We start from the raw sequence: 19,411 nt of genomic DNA on the forward strand, positions 1-19,411 counted from the left end.
ACCATGGGCGATTAGCTCAGCTGGGAGAGCGCCTGCCTTACAAGCAGGATGTCAGCAGTTCGATCCTGTTATCGCCCACCAGAAAAAAAGACCTGTCACTTTGTGACAGGTCTTTTTGCGTTGTTAGTTGTTAGTGGCTAGTGGCTCCCCTGTGAAGGGGAGCTGGCGCCGCAGGCGTCTGAGGGGTTCTGCCCATGACGAGTGATTTGCCGCCACGGATTGCGACCTGCGGCCTGCGGTCTGCGGGCCGCCCTTTGGGCGTCCCCTACAGTGAACAATATAAAATACGTATCACATTAGCCTGCGGATTGCACAATTTGCATAATCTATTTCTTCTGCTCATTTTATATATGCGTAATAATATGTTTGATTCCTATAAGTTTTGTATTATAATGGATGGTAGCGATAGGATATTTTCCTTAGCCTAAGGACATATTCCTAATTATTTTCTAAGAACTTACAAGGAGTGGTACCCAAATGAGATTTACAGAAGATTTGAAAGCCCGCGTTTCCAAAGCACAGAAAAAAATCGTCCTTCCGGAAACGAACAGCCGTCGTGTATTGAAAGCTGCTGAACGCGTTTTGGCTGATGGTTTTGCTAAAATCGTTCTCGTAGGTAAACTGGAACAGATTAAGAAAGATGCTGCTAAATTCCAGATCGATCTCACCGGTGTCGAAGTTGTCGACCCTGAAACTTACTATCGTATGGACGAACTTTGCGCTTACTTCGCAAAACGTCGTGAAAAGAAAGGCATGACCCTGGAAAAAGCTCGTGAAATCATGCTCAACAACTACACCTTCTTCGCAGCTGGCCTCGTTGCTCTCGGTGAAGCTGACGGCTGCGTATCCGGTGCTGCTACGACTTCTGCTGAAGTTATCCGCGCTGGCCTTCAGGTCATCGGCCCCCGTCCTGGCAACAAAACCGTATCTTCCGCTTTCATTCTCTTGACCAACACTCCGCAGTATGGTGATAACGGTATCCTCGTACTCGGTGACTGCGGCGTTATCCCCAACCCGACGTCGGAACAGCTCGCTGATATCGCTTGCATCTGCGTAGAACGTGCTCGTCGTACCGTTCAGATCCTCAATCCGAAAGTTGCTTTCCTTTCCTACTCCACCAAAGGTTCTGGCGCTGGCGAATCCGTCGACAACGTACGCCATGCTGTTGAAATCCTGAAAGAACGCAACGTCGACTTCGACTTCGACGGCGAACTCCAGGCTGACGCTGCTCTCGTACCGGAAGTTGGCGAACACAAAGCACCGGGCTCCAAAGTTGCCGGCCATGCTAACGTCCTCATCTTCCCGAACCTCGATGCTGCTAACATCGGTTACAAGATGGTTCAGCGTTTCGCTAACGCAACGGCTCTTGGCCCCTTGGTCCAGGGCTTGGATAAACCTATCCTCGACTTGTCCCGTGGCTGCTCGTCTGAAGACGTTGCTGACGTCGTCGCTGTATGCTGCTCCGATGCCATCACAGCTGACCTCTACAAAAAAGAACGTGCTCAGCAGCAGTAATTGCTGGCTGAATTAAAAAAGGGGCTGTCGCATTAAGCGAACAGCCCCTTTTGTAGTTCGTTTGGCGTGGTCCGTTTGCCGAAAATTCTCGCAGCTGCAAGAAAAATGATATCTGCATACAGCAGATTGTTAAAAATTTTAAACCTTCACGGCAAACGAGCCACGACCCACGGCAAACGACGTGAACCAAGGGATTGTGCATGATGGCAAAAGCCTTCGTGTGACAATCCCTTTTTGTAGTGAAAGGCGCCCCCTACAGCGATGAACGATGAACGACCAACGACGAACGATCATTTATACCGTACGCGGCGGTTGCCGACGACCATGGTCGGGCTCAGGGTGCGGTAGACCATGTAGGTGAAGAACATGAAGCCGAAGAGGAAGACCAAGGCGTATTCGTCTGTGAGCGGGGCGTCTTTGGTGAAGTACCAGGCACAGGCCAGGGTCAGGATGAGGCTGGCGTACATGGAAATGGTGACGCACCACGTCCGCTGGCCGCGGTCGCGCATCTTATAGAAATCGTGGAATTTGACGTACATGGCGATGGTCCAGGTGACGAGGACGACAGCCAGTACGATGGGGACGATCAAGGGAAGGGGCAGATATGAGGATACGAGAACGAGGAGCATAAGGGCAAAGGTGCTGAGGAAAATCCCTTCCTGGCGTTTCAAATCCTGGCTGGAATCATCAGGGACAGCCGGGCGGTTACGACGAGACATGAGTCATCATCCTTTCTATAGCATTATGTCTCATTATAGCATAGGTTGACTTTCTTTCAACATTATGATAGCGTGAGGAGGTAAGGGCCGCCGTACAAAGGTGTTCGTCATTAACGATGGGACCTTTACTCTCTTTGTTTGATGTTTGACGTTTGATGTTTGGGAATACGGTTTTTTAATTTAAAACCATTTACATCAAACATCAAACTTTTAACTTCAAACGTAAAAGGATGTGTGATTATGCATGCAGTAAAGACATATGATGTCATTATCATCGGGGCTGGTCCGGCCGGTATTTTTACGGCCCTGGAACTGGCCGATAAAGGATTTAAGATTCTCATGGTCGAAAAGGGGCAGGACATACGGGAGCGCATTGCGACGAGCCTGAACAAGAAGGCCCTGCCCAAAGACCGGATGCGCAATGTCGTCTGTGGCTGGGGTGGTGCCGGTGCCTTCAGTGACGGAAAATTGACGCTGACGACGGAATACGGCGGCAACCTCGACGACTACATGTCCAAGGCCGACCTCATGGACAAGATTCGTTACGTCGATGACGTCTACTGCCGTTTCGGCGGTGCCGGCCGTAAAGTCTATGGCGATGAAAACAAAGACCACATCCGCGACATCAAGCGCAAAGCTGCCGCAGCGGACCTGCGTTTCATCCCGGCCCGTATCCGCCATCTCGGGACCGACGTCAACGCTCAGATCCTGACTAACATGCGCGATTTCCTGGAAGGGAAAGTCGACATCATGGCCGATACGGCTGTAGACCATATCGTGGAAGAGAAAGGCGAAATCAAAGGCGTCCTCATCGATGACCAGTTCTATGCCTGCCGTTATCTGGTCAGTGCTCCCGGCCGGGAAGGGTCGGAATGGTTTGTCCATGAAGTCGAAAAGATGGGCCTCAAACTGACGTCCAATGCCGTCGACATCGGCGTCCGCGTAGAAATGCCGGCAGAAGTCCTGGAAACGATTACCGACGTCGTCTATGAATCGAAGCTCATCTATTTCAGCAAATCCTTTGACGACCGGATCCGCACGTTCTGCATGAATCCCTATGGCTTCGTCGTCGAAGAGAATAACGATGGCCTGCTCACGGTCAACGGCCACAGTTATGCCCACAAGAAGAGTGAAAATACGAACTTCGCCATCCTCGTCTCCAAGAAGTTCACGGAACCCTTCCATGAACCGATTAAATACGGGAAGTACATCGCCAATCTGGCCAACATCCTCGGCGGCGGCGTCATCGTCCAGCGCCTGGGCGACTTCCTCGATGGCCGCCGGTCGACGCCGGAACGGATCCAGCGGGGCCTCGTCCGGCCGACCATGCCCGATGCGACACCAGGTGATTTATCGCTGGTCCTGCCGTACCGCCATATGCTGGACATCAAGGAAATGCTGGAAGCCCTCGATGCCGTCGCTCCTGGGGCCAACTCGCGCCATACCTTGTTGTACGGCGTAGAAGCCAAGTTCTATTCCAACCGCCTGGAATTGAGCCACGTCCTGGAAACGAAGATTCCCAATTTCTTTGCCATCGGCGACGGCGCCGGCATCACCCGCGGCCTGGTACAGGCGTCGGCAGCAGGTGTAACTGTCGGTCAGGAAATTTTGCGGCGGGAAGAAACGTAATCTGTCATTCTTTGAACCGGTATCCGGCACCCCAGACGGTCTCGATGTAGATCGGCTTGGCCGGGTCCGGTTCTATTTTTTCGCGGATGCGGTTGATGTGGACCATGACCGTCGCCGTATCGCCTTCGGCGTCGAGGCCCCAGACGCGTTCGAACAGGCGGTCCCGGCTGAAGACCAGGCCGGGATGCTTGGCCAGAAAGACGAGGAGCTCAAATTCGCGGTTGGTCAGGGAGATTTCCTGGCCTTTGACGTAGACCCGGTGTTTGTCGACGTAGATTTCCAGGTCGCCGCTGCGGAGGACTTCGCCGTCGGCCGCTTTCTGCTGGGCCTTTCCCGTCAGCCGTTCGTAGCGCGTGATGTGAGCCTTGACGCGGGCGACGAGCTCTGTCGGGCTGAAGGGCTTGATGATGTAGTCATCGGCACCGAGGCCGAGGCCGCGTATCTTGTCCATGTCTTCCCTTTTCGCCGATACCATCAGGATGGGGACTTCCTTTTCTTCACGGATGCGGCGGCAGATGTGGAAGCCATCGGTCCCAGGCAGCATGATATCCAGCAGGATGAGGTCGAAATCCTCCTGTAAAGCCCGTTCCAGCCCTTTCGTCCCGTCCGTTTCGATGACGCTTTCGATGGCGCTGGCTTCGAGGAAATCCCGTTCCAGTTCAGCAATTTCTATATTATCTTCAATGATCAAGATGCGTTTCATGATAGGCCTCCTCTATTTGTGGCAAGGTGATGACGACCGTCAGGCCCCCGCCTGGCGTTTCTTCTGCATGGATCTGGCCGTGCAGGGTCGTAATGATTTGTTTGACAATGGCCAGACCCAGACCGCTGCCTTTTTTGACATCCGTCCTGGCAGCATCGGTCCGGTAAAAACTGTCGAATAGGCGGGGCAGGTCGGCTGCCGGGACACCGGGCCCGTCGTCGGCAACGGTCAGGACGACGGAATGCCCTGTTTCGGCCAGGCGCAGGTCCAGGTTCACTGTAGGGCACTGCTTGTATTTCAATGCATTCTCCAGCAGATTGTCCAGGACCCGCTGGAACTGCATCCTGTCGATGGCTGTCCGGGCCGGCCCGGATGGCGGCGTGTAATGCAGGATGAGGCCCCGCTCGGCCAGGCGGGCTGTATTTTCAGCGGTGAAGTCGGCGAAATAATCGCGCAGTGAAACTGGTTCCATGGTAAAGGAAACCTGGCCTAAGTCGAGCTTGGAAAAGAGGAACAGCCTGTCGACGAGTTTTTCCAGGGTGCAGGCGTTCTGGTAGATGAGTTCGACATAATGATGGCGCTTTTCGGCGGTTTTGGCGATGCCGACCAGTATCCCGCTGGCATAGCCTTTGAGCAGGGTCAGCGGCGTCGACAGGTCATGGGAAATGCCGGCGATGAGTTCCTTGCGGTTCTGCTCATACTTTTCCTGGGCCAGGCGGGCCGAGCGCAGCTGGCGGCGCATGTGGTCGAAGGCTTCGCAGGTCCGGCCGAGCTCATCGCGCGATGACAGGGTGAGTTCATAGTCGAGGTTGCCTTTTTCGATTTCGGCTGCCGCCGTCCGCAGTGCCGCCAAAGGCGTCAGTATCTGACGGGACAGGACGCGGGACACGATGAGGCCACAGGCAATGATGATGGCACTGGCTGTGCCGACGATGAAGAGGAGCAGGGTCTGGATGACGCTTTTGGCCATGCCTTCACGGATGCCGCTCTTGGCGATGAACGGCGTGTTGCCGGCAGCGATGACCGTTGTCCCGCTGTGGGGGGACGTATAGCGGAAGAAGAAGCCGTCGCCGTCCCAGGTCATGACCGTCTGCTGGCCATGGGCCTTCCACAAGACCCGGTCGGCCAGGCTGCGGAAGTCGATGCCCGGCGTGACATAAGCGACCTGGTCGTTGCGGATGATGGCCGTGGCAATGCCCAGCTCCTCCAGGACCTGGCAGTCTTCACGCATATCCTTGACCTTTAACGGCCCGGGCCGTTCGGCTTTGACGCGCAGGGAACTGACCGTATATTGGATGGACAGGGCCGGCCCTTTTTCCGGCCACAACGTCGTCAAGTCATTGTGAGGCGAAGAGAAACGGAGACCCGAGATGAGCAGGAAACCCAGGACCGTCAAGATGGCGATGGGAACAAAGACCATCGTGAAATTGGCAACGAGCAGGCGGTGCCGCAGTGAAATGTCACGTATACGCAGCATAAGCAGGACATCCTTTCATAGTGATAGTTTTATTATAGAGTGATTCGTGGCTAGTGGCTAGTAGTTCGTGGCTCGTGGTTAAATTTAAAACCATCCGCTAACCACTAACTGCTAGCCCCTAACCACTTAAAAGGGCTTGTCGCACGTGCGACAAGCCCTTTTGAAAGGAGGCCTATTCTTCTATTTCTGTATGGATGACGGAGCCGTTGGTGGCGTCTACTAAGACGTCGTAGCGGACGGAACTCGATGTGACGCGGACTTTATACATGGGGTGGAAAGCGCGTTGCGGCATAGCGCCCTGCGGCATAGCGCCCTGCGGCGGCTGGCCTTTCATGTCAGGCTGGCCCTGGGGCGGTGCCATGGGGGGGACGCCTTGTGTATCGGCCTGGCCATTCGGAGCGGCTTTGGCCGTAGCCCCGGCAGCGGCATCGGTTTTTTCTTCACCCGGACGGCCGGGCTTCATGCCTTCCGGTCCCTGCGGGCGTCCTGCTTCATGGTCTTTGCGGTCTCTCTCTTTTACTTTGTCTTTGCGGTCGCCTTTGCGGCCGTCTTTAGGACCGTGCTTGGCGCTATTCATATCGAAGAGGGCCACTTCTTTGAAATCCAGGTCGCTTTCGTCCTTGCCGATGGCCTGGGCTGCGGCGGCACAGGCTTGGTCTTCGCTGATGAGGGAGACGTTGCGTTGTTCGGCCTGGGCTTTGGTCATCTGGGCCATGGCTTCGACCCGTTCGGCGTGACGGGCTGTGTGCTGGCGGTACAGGTAGTAGTGGCCGCCTGCCGTCGCCAGTACGCAGACGACGCAGAAAGCAGCGGCGATTTTGGCATTGCGGGCCGTGCGGACTTTATGTTTGATCGAAATGAGTGTATCTTGCCATTTTTCCTGGGTCATGATAAATTCCTCCTGTCTTCAATCACTGATTCTTGACTACGAAGACAGTATAAGGGATAAATCTAAAATCGAGCTAAACCAGGCCGTAAGAATTACATAAATGTTGTATAATGAGTTTGTAGTTTGTAGTTTGTAGTTTGTAGTTTGTAGTTTGTAGTTTGCAGGCTGTAGGGGCGCCCATGTGGGGCGCCCGCCGAGTCCGCCATGTTTTATATAATAGAGAGTGAGGTATCGATCATGAACGATGAACGTTTGAAATTGACTCAAATGGCGTCCTGCTCCGGTTGAGGCGCTAAGTTAGGGCCAGGGACACTGGCTCAATTGTTGGACGGGCTTCCAACACATAAAGATGACCGCCTCCTCGTTGGCTATGATAAGAGCGACGACGCGTCGGTCTACCAGGTGAGCGATGATCTGGCTGTCGTCCAAACGGTCGATTTCTTTCCGCCTATCGTCGACGATCCTTATTTATTCGGTCAGATTGCAGCGGCCAATGCCCTGAGCGACGTCTACGCCATGGGGGCCGAGGCGAAACTGGCCATGAACATCATGTGCGTCAATTTGTCCATGGGCCGCGAAGCCATCCGGGCTATCCTCGAAGGGGGATACCAAAAGGCCTATGAAGGCGGGGTCATCATCACCGGCGGCCATACCATCGAAGATAAGGAGCCGAAGTACGGCCTGTCCGTGACCGGTTTCGTTCATCCGCAGAAATTATTGCGCAATTCGTCGGCCCGGCCTGGCGACGTCCTCATCCTGACCAAGCCCTTAGGCGTGGGTATCTTGATGACAGCTGCCCAGGGCGATTTCGTCGAAGCGCCGCTCCTGCAGCAGCTCTATGACCAGATGGCCCAGCTCAATAAGACGGCCCGGGACATCATGGTCCGCTATGACGTCCACAGCTGTACCGACGTTACGGGCTTCGGCCTGTTGGGCCATGCCTGTGAAATGGCCGATGGCAGCGGGACGACGATTCATTTTCAAGGCGATGCCATTCCCTATCATAAAGAGGCCCTGGACATGGCGGCCATGGGGCTGATCCCGGCCGGAGCGTACCGCAACCGTGATTTCGTCGCCGGCCGGATTGATACGGGCAGCGCCGATAAGCGCTTCATGGATGTCCTCTATGACCCACAGACTTCGGGCGGCCTGCTCATCGCTGTCGCCGAAAAAGACGCAGCGAAGCTGGAACGGGCCCTGAAAGACACGATTCCCTGTGCGGCCGTCGTCGGCTATGTGACCGGGCGGGAGAACTACTCCATCGTCATCGATTGAATCTCTTACGCTTATAGTAGCGGGAGAGATTGGAGAACATTGCTGTTTAAAGACATAGCGATGGATTTCACAGGTATCGAACCTGCAAAATCCATCGCTATACTTATTTTATGGCGGTTAATTCTTCAATGTTCATAGATTCAATCTTTTTACCATATTGTAATAACAAATCCTTGAAATATAGACAAGCCTTAGATAAATAGCGATCTTTATGGTAGATAACCTGAAGATTTTGAACGAAAGGAGTACCTTTTACAATTAACGGAAAGGCGTTGACTGGCTCAGTAAAATTTTCTTTCTGGTTAATGAGACTGGCGCGGGTTGCAAAAAATGCGGCGACACCGCTGGCCCCGACTGCCGTAGCGATTTGTATATACTGGCTGGTCATATAGGTAATGGGAGTAATGCCTGCATCTTTAAAGATGTTTTGAATGGTTTCGCCAAGACGGTTCTGTAAAATGCAGAATGGCAATTGGGCAAAATCAGCCAGGTTTGCGCCTTGGAGAGACTTCTTTTTGATTTTTTCGCTATCCTCGTGAAATGTTTTTTTCAGGAGACTATCGGTGATGCAAAGATATACCTGGTCCCGCATCATGTGTTGTTTGACGAGGTTCGGATTTTCTGATTGAGATAAAGCAATGGCCAGATCTAAATCGCCATCCAGAACGAGTTTTTCCAAAACGGTTGTCGTCGCTTCTTTTAATTCAAGTTCAATCAGCGGGTATTTGGTGGTGAAAATTGGTAATATATAAGGCAGGCAGGCGTTTGAACGTAAAATACTGGCTCCAAAATAAATGAGGCCTCGCTTTGAATGTTTTATGTCAGCCAGGATGTCTTGTAAGTTTTCATTTTCCCGGATTAATTGCTGTGCATAACGAAGTACAAATGACCCGGCATAGGTAAGGGAAAGTTTGGGGTGCCGATTAAGTAGTTTAACACCGTAGTATTCCTCTAAACGAATAATGTGGTTGCTCAATGTTTGCTGAGAGATGTGGATGCGTTCAGCTGTGCGGGTTATATGTAGATCTTTAGCTAATTCTGCAAAATAGTACAGACTGTCTATGTTCATGGATATCATCTCCGTTACAAAAATATTTTGTAAAAAATAATAAATTTAATAGTTTTACTTGTGGAAAGTTTTGAAATATAATCTAGTTGTAAGCAAGAGAACAGGAAATACAAAATATGAACTGATTATACTAATTCATCAAAGGAGAGATTCATTATGGCATGGAAAATTTTATTACCTCAGGAAATCATGGAAGAAGGAGCGCAGTTGTTGAAAGATGCTGGCCATACACTGATCCGTGGCAGAGGTTTTGAAACAGCGGACGTCTTGGCAGATATGAAGGAATATAAACCGGATGCGATGATCGTACGTATTACCCCGATTACCCGCGAAGTCATTGAAGCGAATCCGAATCTGAAAGTTATTGCCCGTCACGGTGCCGGCTTTGATGCATTGGATGTCAAAGCTTGCCATGATAATGGGGTACAGACTTTATATGCTCCTGTAGCGAACAGTACCTCTGTTGCTGAAACAGCCATCATGCTTATGTTTGAATGTAGCCGCAATGTCTTGAAACTGCGTAAGACCTGGGTTCAAGACTATTATAAAGCAAAACTGAAGATTCACAAAACAACTCTTAATGGCAAGACCTTAGGCATCATTGGTTGTGGCAATATCGGCAGCCGTGTAGCAAAGCGGGCTTTAGGGCTGGAAATGAACGTCTTGGCATACGACCCGTATAAACGGGCAGCTGAATTTCCGGAAGGTGTCGAAGTCGTACGCGACTTGAACCGGATTTTTAAGGAAAGTGATTATGTATCTGTGCATACGCCGAATACGCCGCTTACCCGTCAGATGATTAACAAGGAAACACTGGCTATGATGAAATCTTCAGCCTTCCTGATTAACACGGCTCGTGGCGCTTGTGTCAATGAAATGGATTTGTATCAGGCCTGCAAAAATGGAATTATCGCAGGCGCCGGACTCGACGCTATTGCCCATGAACCAGTTGATCCTAACAATCCACTGCTGACATTGGATAATGTCATCATTTATCCGCACATCGGCGGTAACTCTGTGGAAGCGGCCCACCGGGCTTCGTACTTCTCTGCGATGGGCATCGAAGAAGTATATGAAGGCAAAGAACCGACCTGGCCGATTCATGATATTGATTATACGACAGCACCGACATACATGGATATCCGTGTTCCCGATAAGAAACCGGTCGGCATGTTTGATTTTTAATAGAGACGATTAATTTCAGAAATGAGGATATATCATGGATAAAGTACGATTGTTAAAAATAGCAGCTATTGCAGCTGTCATGATAGGCATATGGAATGGTCCTGTGCCGACAGGGTTGGAAGCCGAAACATGGCATATTGTTGCTTTGTATCTTGGATTGTTGATGGGGCTGGTATTCCGGCCCTTCTCGGAACCGGTTGTCACGTTGATCATCGTTGGTCTGGCTTCGATGTTTATGAAAAGCTCGATTCTCCTGCGCGGCTATGGCAATGATATGGCTTGGTTCATCGCTACGGTTACTATCGTTTGTACAGCGTTCATCAAGACCGGGTTGGGAAAACGAATTGCTTATAATTTGCTGATCCGGGCTGGTAACTCTACATTGGGGCTGGGATATATCATGGTCATCACAGACTTGCTCTTGAGTCCGGCAACTGGCTCTAATTCTTCACGTACCAGCATTATTTATCCGATTTTTCAGAATATTGCCCAAGGCATCGGCTCGACAGCTGAAAAAGCACCGCGCAAATTGGGAGCGTTCCTTGAAGTTTTGATGTATGCCAGCTCGCAAACAACATCGGCCCTGTTCCTTACGGGGATGGCTACTAACGCTATTACTGTAGCTCTTATGAGCGAAATGCTTGGTATCAATATGACCTGGGGAACCTGGGTACTGGCTTCAGCCGTTCCTGTTGGCTTGATCCTTTTACTAGCGCCGCTTGTTATCTATAAAATTTACCCACCGGAAATGAAATCTCTTTCCGAAGTGAAACCGTTGGCTCTTAAAGGATTGCAGGAATTAGGTCCCATGTCAACAGCTGAAAAAACGTTGTTAGGCCTCTTTATCCTGGCTATCCTTGGATGGATGTTTGGTCCGATGATTCCGTTTGTTAACTTGAAGATGCAGTATGTAGGTTTTGTCTTCTTGGCCCTGGTCCTGATTACTAAAGTCCTGGACTGGAATGATGTTATCGCTGCTAAAGGGGCTTGGAATATCTTTATCTGGTATGGCGCCTTCTATGGTATTGCCGCTTCCCTTTCTTCTGCTGGTTTTTACACCTGGCTGGCTGATTATATTGGTGGCATCATTGACTTGTCCGTATATAGCGGTATGACCGTTACAGCTGTTCTTGTATTCGTCAGCCTGGCTGTTCGTTATTTCTTCGTATCGAATAGTGCGTTTGTTGCCTCTTTTTACCCAGTATTGTTCATCCTGACCCTGGGAACTCAGGCAAACCCGATGGTTGTTGGACTGCTGCTCGCTTTCTGCTCGCCCCTGGGTGCTCTTCTCACGCATTATGGCAATGGTGCCGGTTTGATTACCTTTGCCTCTGGTTATGTACCGCAGAAAGATTTCTGGCGGGTTGGCACGACGATGGTGGCTATGTCCTTGGTTATTTTGTTCGGCATTGGTGTACCGTATTGGAAACTGGTTGGTCTGTGGTAGAAAGGATGAAAATCTATGTTGGATTATTTGATTACGAATGGACATGTCATCGACCCGGCTAATGGGGTAGATGAAGTTAAAGATATTGCAGTATATAATGGCAAGATTACGCGTTACGAAAAAGGCGAAGAAGCTAAACATGTGATTGATGCTCAGGGGCGATATGTATTTCCCGGTTTAATTGACTCCCATGCCCATATGTTTGCTGAAGGTACGGAAATTGGGATTTATCCAGATTTAGCCTATTTGCCGACCGGTGTAACCGCCGCCGTAGATGCCTCCTGTGGCGTAGCGAATTACAATTTATTTCGCAAGACTATTATTGCCCGTAGTAAAGTAACGATTAAGAGCTTTTTGCAAGTTTGTTCTGCTGGCTTGGTCACGACAAGCTATCATGAAAATATCAATCCTAAATATTTCAATCCTGAAAAAATGGATCGCATTTACCATGAAAATGAAGATAATATATTAGGTCTGAAAATCCGGCAAAGCGAAGAACTGGCTCAGGGTTTGGGAATTGAACCGTTGAAAGAGACCGTCCGCATTGCGAATAAAATTGGCTGCCCTGTAGAGGTCCATTGTACGAATATTCCGGTCCCGACGAAAGAAGTATTAGATGTACTTCGTCCCGGTGATATTTTTGAACACGTCTACCAAGGAGCTAAAAATACAATTCTTGATGATAATGGAAAGCTCTATGACTGTGTCATAGAAGCCAGGAAACGAGGTATTATCTTCGATACTGCTGAAGGCCGCAAACATGGTGACTTCACGATTATGAGGAAAGCTATGGAACAAGGATTCATCGCGGATATGTGCAGTACGGACCTGGTTCTCGGCAGCATGTACAGACGTTCTATTTTTTCCCTTCCTAATCTGATGTCCCGTTATATTTGCATGGGCATCCCGATGCAGAAAGTCGTAGAAATGTCGACAGCTCGCCCGGCTAAACTGATGAAGATGGAAGGTGTTATCGGTTGCCTTTCTGAAGGAGCCCATGCAGATATTGCTATCTTTGACTGGATAGATTTGCATCAAACTTATTTAGATTGGAAAGGTGAAAAATTTGTTGGCACGAAGCAGTTGAAGCCAGAGATGACCATCAAAGATGGACAGATTGTATATTGTGCGCCTGATTACATCTACGAACCAGATCGTAAATAAGAAATCAATTCCGCATATTTAGAAAATATAATCAATTATTGGTATATAGGAGGAACTCATCATGTGTGTAGGTTTTCGTATTTTCACTAAAATCAATCGTCCTGAAAAAGAACTCATAGAAGCATTCAAAGGACTTCCGGCAGCCAATGTTGCCGATGTTATGAGCCGTTTCTTCTGTGTGAATTCGGCGATTAAATCGTTCAATAACAAACCGTTGCTGGGGACTGCTTTTACTGTTCGTGCCCGCATTGGTGATAACTTATTACTGCATAAAGCCATCGCAATGGCTCAGCCAGGCGACGTTATCATCGTTGATGGCGATGGTGATATCTCCAATGCCTTTTGTGGCGATATCATGATGACGGAATGCCAGTCTTTGGGTATTGCTGGGGTCATCATTGATGGCGCCGTACGCGATAAAGCTGATCTGGAAAAACTGGATATGCCCGTTTATGCTCGTGGCGTCATGCCGAAAGGTCCCTTCAAAGATGGACCGGGTGAAATCAATGTGCCCATTTCCTGTGGTGGTGTTGTCGTAAACCCCGGTGATATTGTCATTGGTGACGCTGATGGTGTCGTCATTGTGCCACCTAAACAGGCTAAGGAAATCGCCGCTAAAGCGTGGAAGAAGCATGAGACTGAAGCAGCTAGTCTGGAACAAATTGCGAATGGCCGACGTGATAAATCCTGGGTTGATAAAGCCCTGGAAGCTAAAGGCTGTGAAATTATTGATGACTACTACCGTGCCTAACCGTAATCTATACAACGGATGATACAAAAATACCGATGAGTAACATGATGTTGCTTGTCGGTATTTTTGTTTATGTTGTTCATGGAAATATAAAATTAGAAAACACGTGCTCACAAAAATATTTTGTAAAAAATAATAAAATTCATAGTTTTACTTGTATATGATTTTAAAATATAATGTAGTTGTAAACAAAAGACATGATATACATTACATATAATTATTACAATTGATTTATAAAAGGAGAGACGCATTATGGCATGGAAAATTTTATTACCTCAGGAAATCATGGAAGAAGGAGCGCAGTTGTTGAAAGATGCTGGCCATACACTGATCCGTGGCAGAGGTTTTGAAACAGCGGACGTCTTGGCAGATATGAAGGAATATAAACCGGATGCGATGATCGTACGTATTACCCCGATTACCCGCGAAGTCATTGAAGCGAATCCGAATCTGAAAGTTATTGCCCGTCACGGTGCCGGCTTTGATGCATTGGATGTCAAAGCTTGCCATGATAATGGGGTACAGACTTTATATGCTCCTGTAGCGAACAGTACCTCTGTTGCTGAAACAGCCATCATGCTTATGTTTGAATGTAGCCGCAATGTCTTGAAACTGCGTAAGACCTGGGTTCAAGACTATTATAAAGCAAAACTGAAGATTCACAAAACAACTCTTAATGGCAAGACCTTAGGCATCATTGGTTGTGGCAATATCGGCAGCCGTGTAGCAAAGCGGGCTTTAGGGCTGGAAATGAACGTCTTGGCATACGACCCGTATAAACGGGCAGCTGAATTTCCGGAAGGTGTCGAAGTCGTACGCGACTTGAACCGGATTTTTAAGGAAAGTGATTATGTATCTGTGCATACGCCGAATACGCCGCTTACCCGTCAGATGATTAACAAGGAAACACTGGCTATGATGAAATCTTCAGCCTTCCTGATTAACACGGCTCGTGGCGCTTGTGTCAATGAAATGGATTTGTATCAGGCCTGCAAAAATGGAATTATCGCAGGCGCCGGACTCGACGCTATTGCCCATGAACCAGTTGATCCTAACAATCCACTGCTGACACTGGATAATGTCATCATTTATCCGCACATCGGCGGTAACTCTGTGGAAGCGGCCCACCGGGCTTCGTACTTCTCTGCGATGGGCATCGAAGAAGTATATGAAGGCAAAGAACCGACCTGGCCGATTCATGATATTGATTATACGACAGCACCGACATACACGGATGTCCGTGTTCCTGATAAGAAACCGGTCGGCATGTTTGATTTTTAATAGGCAATCCTAACATTATTTTTATGAACGGGATTGAAAGTAAGGCCGAGGACAACCGCCTTTTTTCAACAGAACGTGAAGGAGAATTCCTGCAGAATGATGGAATTGTCCTGGAGAGGAGTGCATCATTATGCAGGATGCTTCTAAAATAAAAACATATCGTGTAAAATTAATTGCTGTATTGTTTGTTTGTATGGTTGTCATGGGGTTGGATCGCAGCAGCATAAGTGTGGCGGCCCCAGTTATCATGGACGAACTGGACATTGCTCCCACTCAGATGGGATTGTTGTTATCGGCTTTCTTTTGGTCCTATACAATCTGCAATATTCCGGCTGGCCGGTTAGCTGACCGATTTGGTGCGAAAAAAGTACTAGGTGGTGCTGCCGCTATCTGGTCAGTGGCGTCTGCCCTTACCGGGGGTATGCCCCATCTTATTGGCCTGATGATAGCCCGTATGGGAGTTGGCGTTGGCGAAGCCGGCGTTTTTCCCACGATGGCTAAAATTGCTGCTGAACAGTTCCCCGGTCGGGAAAGAGCAACGGCGACAGGATGTTATCTGGCCGGCGCCCGCTTAGGATATGCATTGACTCCCGTAGTCATCGGTTTCCTGATTGCTCAGTTCAACTGGCGTCTGGCTTTCATTGTTACGGGTGTTGGCAGCTTGTTATTTTGTCTGTTTTGGTTCTTCTGGTATGATGAAAATGAAGGTCGTGTTATTGGCAAATCTGTGGAAAGCAAGGTGCAGATGGAAAAGCAGCCAGTTCCTTGGCTGCAATTAGTAACAAACCGCACGATCCTCGGGTTATTTGTTGCCAAGTTTGGCGCCAATTACTTGTACTTCATGTTTTTGACATGGATTCCAGCTTATCTGGTCATGGAACGGGGCTTCTCTGTATTAGAAATGGGTTTTTACGCATCCCTTCCTTTTGTCGTAGCGTTTATTACACAACCTTTGACCGGTTTTATCTCAGACTTCATTATCCGCAAAGGATTTAGTAAGACCATTGCCCGTAAAGGCGTACTTGTAGCTGCGCAGGCATTATCAGCCACCATTATTGCGGTAGCGTTTGTTGAAGACCCGATGATTGCTATGCTGATCCTGACCATTAATATAGCGGCGGCTTCTACGATTGGCGGTATGATGCAGACTATGGCTAGTGAAGTTTCTCCCTTAGGCATGTCGGCAACGGTTACCGGCGCTATGAATACTGTCGGCGCTATCGCTGGCGTTTTAGCACCCACAGTAACAGGCCTCATCGTGGAAATGACAGGCTCCTTCCAAATGGCCCTGGTCGTGGCGGGCGGCTTGATTGCAATTGCTGCAGCAATTATCCTGTTTGTTATCCAGAAAATAGAACCAATTAAATTGAATATTAAGACTGTAAAAAAAAACAATCCTGAAAAAATAGGCTGTGAAATAACAGAATCTCGATAAGAAAAAGCCGCGTTCTCCAATGAGTGACGCGGTTTTTGCTAATTTCTCGATATAATATTTTAAAAATCCCCGGCACATCAGTGCAGCTAAGAAGGACTGCTTAATGTTGATGGCATTGGTCGACAGAATACAGAAAAATACATAGGGAGATTCCCATGCCGAAGAGGAAGGGAGCTTCTGGCGAAATTACGATAAAACTTGTAAAAACGGCTACCTTCGGCGCCTCAGATAGTGTATAATAAAACTGGTGAGTTTTTTTACCGTACTCATGTCAACTACAAAGGAGAGATCAACTGTGATTGAACGCTATACGAAACCGGAAATGGGTCATATTTGGACAGAATACAATGAATGGGATACGATGAAACAGGTCGAAATCCTGGCTAGTGAAGCACAGGCCGAACTGGGCAACATCCCGAAAGAAGCGGCTAAAGAAATTCGCGAAAAAGCTGCTTTTTCTGTCGACCGTATCCATGAAATCGAAGCGGAAACACACCATGACATTGCGGCTTTCGTCTCGACGCTTTCGGAAAACATCGGTGAAGCCGGCAAATATGTACACCTCGGCCTGACTTCGACAGACGTCAAAGATACGGCTCTTGGCTACATGCTCAAACAGGCTTCGGATATCCTCATCAAGGACTTGGAAAACTTCCATGCCGTATTGCGCCGCCGTGCCGTTGAATTTAAGTACACGCCGTGCATCGGCCGTACTCATGGCATCCACGCCGAAGCCACGACGTTCGGCCTCAAGCTGTGCAACTGGATGGCTGAAATCGAACGCGACATCGACCGCATGAAACATGCTAAGGAAACGATTTCCGTCGGCAAGATTTCCGGTGCTGTCGGTACCTATGCCGACATTGATCCCTTTGTTGAAAAATATGTCTGCGAACACCTCGGCATCGCTCCTTCGCCGATTTCGTCCCAGACCTTGCAGCGTGACCGCCATGCCGAATACGTAACGACCCTGGCTGTCATCGCCAGCTCCATCGATAAAATGGCTACGGAAATCCGTCATCTCCAGCGCACGGAAGTCCGCGAAGCCGAAGAATATTTCAGCCCCAAGCAGAAAGGTTCTTCCATCATGCCTCACAAACGTAATCCTATCACTTGTGAACGCATGTGTGGCTTAGCCCGCGTCATCCGCGGCAATGCCCAGGCAGCCCTGGAAGACGTCGCCCTCTGGCACGAACGCGATATTTCCCATTCGTCTGTCGAACGCGTCATCCTGCCGGACAGCACGATCGCCCTGGATTACATGCTCCAGACCTTCACCCGCGTCATCGACAAGCTCCTGGTCTATCCGGACAAGATGATGAAAGACCTCAACCTCACAGGCGGCCTCATCTACAGCCCGATCATCCTCAACACACTCGTTGAAAAGGGCGCTGTCCGCGAACAGGCTTACCGCTGGGTACAGCGCAATGCCATGAAACGCTGGCTCGAAGGGGAAGACTTCCTGGAAAACCTGAAGAAAGACGAAGACGTCACGAAATACATGACGGCAGAAGAAATCGAAGGCTGCTTCGATGTCAAGAAGATGCTCAGCCACGTCGACACCATCTTCGCACGTTTCGGAATTTAAGTAAATGTTTGACGTTTGAAGTTTGACGTCGCATCAAACATCAAACATTCAACATCAAACTCATGAAGAGCTGTTGCATCCTATGTGACGGCTCTTTTTTATTGATAATAACCCCAAAAGGAGGTGATTTTATGTATTATTTCGATAATGCGGCGACGACGGCGCAGAAGCCGGATTGTGTTGCCAAGGCTGTTTACCAGGTCCTGTCTTCAGGGACTGTCGGCAACCCGTCCCGCGGGGCCCACGGATATGCCCTCAAGGCCTATGGCCTCATCTTGCAGGCCAAGGACGACGTGAAGGCCTTGTTTCACTGCGGGCCGGAATACGACGTCGCTTTCACGCACAACTCGACGGCGGCTTTGAACATGGTCCTCAAAGGACTCATCCGTCCGGGCGATGGCGTCTTGACGACGTCGTGGGAGCACAATGCCGTCTTGCGGCCGTTGTATCAGCTGGAAAAAGAAGGCGTATCCCTGGCTTTCATCGGCAGCGACCAGCCCAGCGGGGCCTTGCAGTACGATACGATGGAAGCTCTGCTGACGCCGCAGACAAAATGGTTCGTCTGCAACCACGCTTCCAATGTCACCGGCAATGTCCTCGATTTGCCCCGCATCAAGGCCTTTTGCCGGCGCCACCATCTGGGACTCATCGTCGATGTGTCCCAGACGGCCGGTGCCATTGACGTCGACTTGTCCGACGGCATCGTGACGGCGGCCTGTTTTACGGGCCACAAGTCGCTGTATGGTCCCGGCGGGACGGGAGGCATTGTCATCCGCCGCGATGCCGTCGTGACGCCGTACATCACCGGCGGCGACGGCGTCCATTCCTTTGAACGGGAACAACCAGGGGCTATCCCTGGCGTCTTTGAAGCGGGGACGGCCAATGTCGCCGGCATTGCCGGTCTCGATGCCGGGATTCGATATATCCTGGACAAAGGCGTCGCCGCTGCCGCCGCACATCAGCAGGAGCTGGCCCGGATTTTCGTCCCCGCCGTCCAGGCGATTTCCGGTATCCGCCTGTATGGCGATTTTTCCGGCCCCCGCGTCGGCGTCTACAGCCTCAATGTGGGCGAGGCAGAATCGGCTGTCGTCAGCGACGTCCTCTGGCAGACGTACCACATGGCGACGCGTCCGGCCTACCATTGTGCGCCCCTCATCCACCGTTCCCTGGGGACGGCCGTCCAGGGAACGGTGCGCTTTTCCTTTTCCCAATTCACGACGGAAGAAGATGTCCGGGCCGCTGTGCAGGCCTTGCAGGACATTTCAGAGCTGTAAGCTTTTTTCG

16 protein-coding genes and 1 tRNA gene are annotated in these 19,411 nt (G+C 50.0%); 12 read left to right on the forward strand and 5 right to left on the reverse strand.

Annotated elements, in window-relative coordinates; all coding sequences use genetic code 11:
• Positions 1-5: 5 nt before the first annotated feature.
• Both NOS26_RS04830 and pta read left to right on the forward strand, forming a co-directional pair.
• Positions 6-81: transfer RNA gene (locus NOS26_RS04830), tRNA-Val, on the forward strand.
• Between the two features lie 396 nt (positions 82-477).
• Complete coding sequence (gene pta, locus NOS26_RS04835) at positions 478-1,515, forward strand: phosphate acetyltransferase (RefSeq protein WP_014015634.1); 1,038 nt, start codon at positions 478-480, stop codon at positions 1,513-1,515.
• Between the two features lie 290 nt (positions 1,516-1,805).
• Here pta and NOS26_RS04840 read toward each other — a convergent pair whose 3' ends face one another.
• The gene (locus NOS26_RS04840) at positions 1,806-2,234 is read right to left on the reverse strand and encodes a hypothetical protein (protein ID WP_014015635.1); all 429 of its coding nucleotides are present in this window, start codon (positions 2,232-2,234) and stop codon (positions 1,806-1,808) included.
• 240 nt (positions 2,235-2,474) lie between these two features.
• Between NOS26_RS04840 and NOS26_RS04845 the strand changes: the two genes are divergently transcribed.
• A complete protein-coding gene (locus NOS26_RS04845) occupies positions 2,475-3,863 on the forward strand; it encodes an NAD(P)/FAD-dependent oxidoreductase (protein ID WP_014015636.1) in 1,389 nt (462 codons plus the stop codon).
• A 4-nt stretch (positions 3,864-3,867) separates the two neighbouring features.
• Here NOS26_RS04845 and NOS26_RS04850 read toward each other — a convergent pair whose 3' ends face one another.
• From NOS26_RS04850 to NOS26_RS04860, 3 genes are all read right to left on the reverse strand, one after another.
• A complete protein-coding gene (locus tag NOS26_RS04850; protein WP_014015637.1) occupies positions 3,868-4,566 on the reverse strand; it encodes a response regulator transcription factor in 699 nt (232 codons plus the stop codon).
• On the reverse strand, positions 4,544-6,043 hold the full coding sequence (locus NOS26_RS04855; RefSeq protein WP_014015638.1) for a HAMP domain-containing sensor histidine kinase: 1,500 nt from the start codon (positions 6,041-6,043) through the stop codon (positions 4,544-4,546). Before NOS26_RS04855 ends, NOS26_RS04850 begins: the two co-directional genes overlap by 23 nt.
• Positions 6,044-6,215: 172 nt before the next feature.
• The gene (locus NOS26_RS04860) at positions 6,216-6,932 is read right to left on the reverse strand and encodes a hypothetical protein (RefSeq protein WP_255917353.1); all 717 of its coding nucleotides are present in this window, start codon (positions 6,930-6,932) and stop codon (positions 6,216-6,218) included.
• Between the two features lie 237 nt (positions 6,933-7,169).
• Here NOS26_RS04860 and selD point away from each other — a divergent pair, with 237 nt between their 5' ends.
• On the forward strand, positions 7,170-8,207 hold the full coding sequence (gene selD, locus NOS26_RS04865) for a selenide, water dikinase SelD (RefSeq protein WP_080596482.1): 1,038 nt from the start codon (positions 7,170-7,172) through the stop codon (positions 8,205-8,207).
• A 103-nt stretch (positions 8,208-8,310) separates the two neighbouring features.
• Here selD and NOS26_RS04870 read toward each other — a convergent pair whose 3' ends face one another.
• Entirely contained in the window at positions 8,311-9,276 is a 966-nt protein-coding gene (locus tag NOS26_RS04870) for a LysR family transcriptional regulator (RefSeq protein WP_014015641.1), read from the reverse strand.
• 156 nt (positions 9,277-9,432) lie between these two features.
• Here NOS26_RS04870 and NOS26_RS04875 point away from each other — a divergent pair, with 156 nt between their 5' ends.
• The 8 genes from NOS26_RS04875 to NOS26_RS04910 all read left to right on the forward strand — a co-directional run bounded on the left by NOS26_RS04875 (position 9,433) and on the right by NOS26_RS04910 (position 19,401).
• On the forward strand, positions 9,433-10,461 hold the full coding sequence (locus tag NOS26_RS04875; RefSeq protein WP_014015642.1) for a hydroxyacid dehydrogenase: 1,029 nt from the start codon (positions 9,433-9,435) through the stop codon (positions 10,459-10,461).
• A 34-nt stretch (positions 10,462-10,495) separates the two neighbouring features.
• A complete protein-coding gene (locus tag NOS26_RS04880) occupies positions 10,496-11,908 on the forward strand; it encodes a DASS family sodium-coupled anion symporter (protein ID WP_014015643.1) in 1,413 nt (470 codons plus the stop codon).
• Positions 11,909-11,923: 15 nt separating this feature from the next.
• A complete protein-coding gene (locus tag NOS26_RS04885) occupies positions 11,924-13,072 on the forward strand; it encodes an amidohydrolase family protein (protein ID WP_014015644.1) in 1,149 nt (382 codons plus the stop codon).
• 61 nt (positions 13,073-13,133) lie between these two features.
• Positions 13,134-13,823: an RraA family protein gene (locus NOS26_RS04890; RefSeq protein WP_014015645.1), complete on the forward strand. Its 690-nt coding sequence runs from the start codon at positions 13,134-13,136 to the stop codon at positions 13,821-13,823.
• 252 nt (positions 13,824-14,075) lie between these two features.
• The gene (locus NOS26_RS04895; protein ID WP_014015646.1) at positions 14,076-15,104 is read left to right on the forward strand and encodes a hydroxyacid dehydrogenase; all 1,029 of its coding nucleotides are present in this window, start codon (positions 14,076-14,078) and stop codon (positions 15,102-15,104) included.
• Positions 15,105-15,234: 130 nt separating this feature from the next.
• Positions 15,235-16,539 (forward strand): MFS transporter, encoded by a 1,305-nt coding sequence (locus NOS26_RS04900; RefSeq protein ID WP_014015647.1) that lies wholly within the window; start codon positions 15,235-15,237, stop codon positions 16,537-16,539.
• A 295-nt stretch (positions 16,540-16,834) separates the two neighbouring features.
• Complete coding sequence (purB, locus tag NOS26_RS04905) at positions 16,835-18,127, forward strand: adenylosuccinate lyase (RefSeq protein WP_014015648.1); 1,293 nt, start codon at positions 16,835-16,837, stop codon at positions 18,125-18,127.
• A gap of 131 nt (positions 18,128-18,258) precedes the next feature.
• A complete protein-coding gene (locus NOS26_RS04910) occupies positions 18,259-19,401 on the forward strand; it encodes an aminotransferase class V-fold PLP-dependent enzyme (protein ID WP_022498350.1) in 1,143 nt (380 codons plus the stop codon).
• The last annotated feature ends 10 nt before the right edge of the window (positions 19,402-19,411 follow it).

This window comes from Megasphaera sp. SC8-1, from assembly GCF_024436295.1.
GTDB classification, from domain to species: Bacteria; Bacillota; Negativicutes; order Veillonellales; family Megasphaeraceae; genus Megasphaera; species Megasphaera elsdenii.